We start from the raw sequence: 3,430 nt of genomic DNA, 5'->3' as shown, positions 1-3,430 counted from the left end.
GCCATCAACAACGTCAAGCCCATGGTGGAAGTCAAGTCCCGCCGCGTGGGTGGTGCCAACTACCAGGTGCCCGTCGAGGTGCGTCCTGTCCGCCGCCTGGCGCTCTCCATGCGCTGGATCAAAGAAGCCGCGCGCAAGCGCAGCGAAAAGTCCATGGCCATGCGCCTGGCCAACGAGCTGGTTGAGGCCACCGAAGGCCGTGGTGGTGCCATGAAGAAGCGTGACGAAGTGCACCGCATGGCCGAAGCCAACAAGGCCTTCAGCCACTTCCGCTTCTAAGACCGGTTTCCAACGTCAGTTCAAGCGAGCCCGCAGACCCCAAAAAGGGTGGCGGGCTTGCCTTATTCAGGAGTATTTTCATGGCACGAGTTACGCCACTGGAGCGGTACCGCAATATCGGTATTTCCGCCCACATTGACGCCGGCAAGACCACCACCACCGAGCGCATTCTTTTCTACACCGGCGTGAACCACAAGATTGGTGAAGTGCACGACGGCGCTGCCACCATGGACTGGATGGAGCAGGAGCAAGAGCGTGGTATCACGATCACGTCCGCGGCCACCACCTGCTTCTGGCGCGGTATGGACGGATCTTTCCCCGAGCACCGCTTCAACATCATCGACACTCCCGGTCACGTGGACTTCACCAGTGAGGTGGAGCGTTCCATGCGCGTCTTGGACGGCGCTTGCATGGTGTACTGCGCTGTGGGCGGTGTTCAGCCCCAGTCCGAAACCGTCTGGCGTCAGGCCAACAAGTACAAAGTGCCGCGTCTGGCCTTTGTGAACAAAATGGACCGCACCGGTGCCAACTTCTTCAAGGTCGTTGACCAGATGAAGACGCGCCTGAAGGCCAATCCTGTGCCTATCGTGATCCCGATCGGTGCCGAAGAGCATTTCACGGGCGTCGTGGACCTGCGCAAGATGCAAGCCATCATCTGGGACGAAGCGTCCCAGGGTATGAAGTTCACCTTCACCGAAATTCCCGCTGAATTGGTTGCTCTCGCCGAAGAGTGGCGCGAGAAGATGGTGGAAGCCGCTGCTGAATCCAGCGAAGAGTTGATGGACAAGTACCTCGGCGGCGAAGCGCTGACCGAAGACGAGATCACCGCCGGTCTGCGCACCCGCACGCTGGCTTGCGAAATCCAGCCCATGCTGTGCGGCACGGCGTTCAAGAACAAAGGTGTTCAGCGCATGCTCGACGCCGTCATCGAATTGCTGCCCTCGCCGGTGGACATCGAAGACGTCAAGGGTACCGACGAGGATGAGGTGCCGACCACCCGCAAAGCCGATGACTCAGAGAAGCTGTCGGCGCTGGCGTTCAAGCTGATGACCGACCCGTTCGTGGGCCAGCTGACCTTTGTGCGCGTGTACTCCGGCGTCATCAAAAAAGGCGACACCGTGTACAACGCGGTCAAAGGCAAGAAAGAGCGCATCGGCCGTATCGTTCAGATGCACGCCAACAACCGCCTGGAAGTCGAAGAAATTCGTGCCGGTGACATTGCCGCCTGTGTGGGCTTGAAGGACGTGACCACGGGTGAAACCCTGTGCGATCCATCCGCCATCATCATGCTGGAGCGCATGGTGTTCCCCGAGCCCGTGATTGCGCAGGCCGTTGAACCCAAGACCAAGGCCGACCAGGAAAAAATGGGTATTGCTCTGGGCCGTCTGGCTGCAGAAGATCCATCGTTCCGCGTTCGCACCGACGAAGAGTCGGGTCAGACCATCATCGCCGGTATGGGCGAGTTGCACCTGGACATCATCGTGGACCGCATGCGCCGCGAATTCGGTGTGGAGGCCAACGTCGGCAAGCCCCAGGTGGCTTACCGCGAAACGATCCGTGGCACCATCGAAGATGCCGAGGGCAAATTTGTGCGCCAGTCCGGTGGTAAAGGTCAGTACGGTCACGTCGTGCTCAAGATCGAGCCGCAAGAGCCGGGCAAAGGTTTTGAGTTCGTCGACGCCATCAAAGGCGGCGTGGTTCCGCGCGAATACATTCCTGCGGTCGAAAAGGGTGTGATCGAAGCGTTGGGTCAAGGCGTGCTGGCGGGTTACCCCGTCGTGGACGTGAAGGTCACGCTGCACTTCGGTTCTTACCACGACGTGGACTCCAACGAACTCGCCTTCAAGATGGCCGCGATCTTTGGTTTCAAGGAAGGCTGCCGCAAGGCCCAGCCCGTTATTCTTGAGCCGATGATGGCTGTGGAAGTCGAGACGCCTGAAGACTACGCCGGTACTGTGATGGGCGACCTCTCCAGCCGTCGAGGCATGGTGCAGGGCATGGACGACATGGTCGGTGGCGGCAAGGCCATCCGGGCTGAAGTACCGCTGTCCGAAATGTTCGGTTACTCGACCTCGCTGCGTTCGGCCACGCAAGGCCGCGCCAGCTACACGATGGAATTCAAGCACTACTCGGAAGCACCGCGCAACGTGGCAGAGGCCATCGTCGCCTCGCGCGCCAAGTAATCGACCGCTTGAAAGCCCTCAATCCAAGGATTCAACCTCTTTGGATGTGAGCAAGATTTAGCCGGTCTGCGATCACGCGCCGCCCTGTCCCCGTGCGGGGCGAACCAGCAGTGTGGTGCAGACCTAAAACCAGTGACACGGGCTTGTTCTTTCTAAGGAATTGAAAAATGGCAAAAGAGAAATTTGAGCGGACCAAGCCGCACGTCAACGTCGGCACCATTGGTCACGTTGACCATGGCAAGACCACCCTGACCGCGGCCATCACCACCGTGTTGGCGGCCAAGTTTGGCGGCGCAGCCAAGGCCTACGACCAGATCGATGCGGCTCCCGAAGAAAAAGCCCGCGGCATCACCATCAACACCGCCCACGTGGAATACGAAACGGCCAACCGCCACTATGCCCATGTGGACTGCCCCGGTCACGCCGACTATGTGAAAAACATGATCACCGGTGCCGCCCAGATGGACGGCGCCATTCTGGTGTGCTCGGCCGCTGACGGCCCGATGCCCCAGACCCGTGAGCACATCCTGCTGGCCCGCCAGGTGGGCGTTCCCTACATCATCGTGTTCTTGAACAAGTGCGACATGGTCGATGACGCCGAGCTGCTTGAGCTGGTCGAAATGGAAGTGCGCGAGTTGCTCGACAAGTACGACTTCCCTGGCGACGCCACCCCCATCATCCATGGTTCGGCCAAGCTCGCCCTCGAAGGCGACAAGGGTCCTCTGGGTGAAGAGGCCATCATGAAGCTGGCTGACGCGCTGGACACCTACATCCCCACGCCCGACCGCGCGGTGGATGGTGCCTTCCTGATGCCCGTGGAAGACGTGTTCTCCATCTCCGGCCGCGGCACCGTCGTGACCGGCCGTATCGAGCGCGGCATCGTCAAGGTCGGCGAAGAAATCGAAATCGTCGGTATCGCTGACACCCAGAAGACCACCTGCACCGGCGTGGAAATGTTCCGCAAGCTG

At 60.1% G+C, this 3,430-nt stretch carries 3 protein-coding genes; all 3 read left to right on the top strand.

Features of this window, described 5'->3' with window-relative positions:
- On the top strand, positions 1-279 hold a 279-nt coding region (gene rpsG, locus Q7J58_RS12245), incomplete at its 5' end, for a 30S ribosomal protein S7 (RefSeq protein WP_304828212.1).
- 80 nt (positions 280-359) lie between these two features.
- Positions 360-2,462: an elongation factor G gene (gene fusA, locus Q7J58_RS12240; protein WP_304828208.1), complete on the top strand. Its 2,103-nt coding sequence runs from the start codon at positions 360-362 to the stop codon at positions 2,460-2,462.
- Positions 2,463-2,629: 167 nt separating this feature from the next.
- On the top strand, positions 2,630-3,430 hold an 801-nt coding region (locus Q7J58_RS12235), incomplete at its 3' end, for an elongation factor Tu (RefSeq protein WP_304828205.1).

Origin of the sequence: Hydrogenophaga sp., from assembly GCF_030656115.1 — a bacterium.
GTDB lineage: Bacteria > Pseudomonadota > Gammaproteobacteria > Burkholderiales > Burkholderiaceae_C > Hydrogenophaga.
Note: the sequence above shows the minus strand (reverse complement) of the source record. Positions and strands in the feature narration are given on the sequence as shown.

What these genes read in the sequence shown, in the direction of transcription:
- fusA (WP_304828208.1), top strand. Translation starts at nt 360, where the DNA reads ATGGCACGAGTTACGCCACTGGAGCGGTACCGCAATATCGGTATTTCC.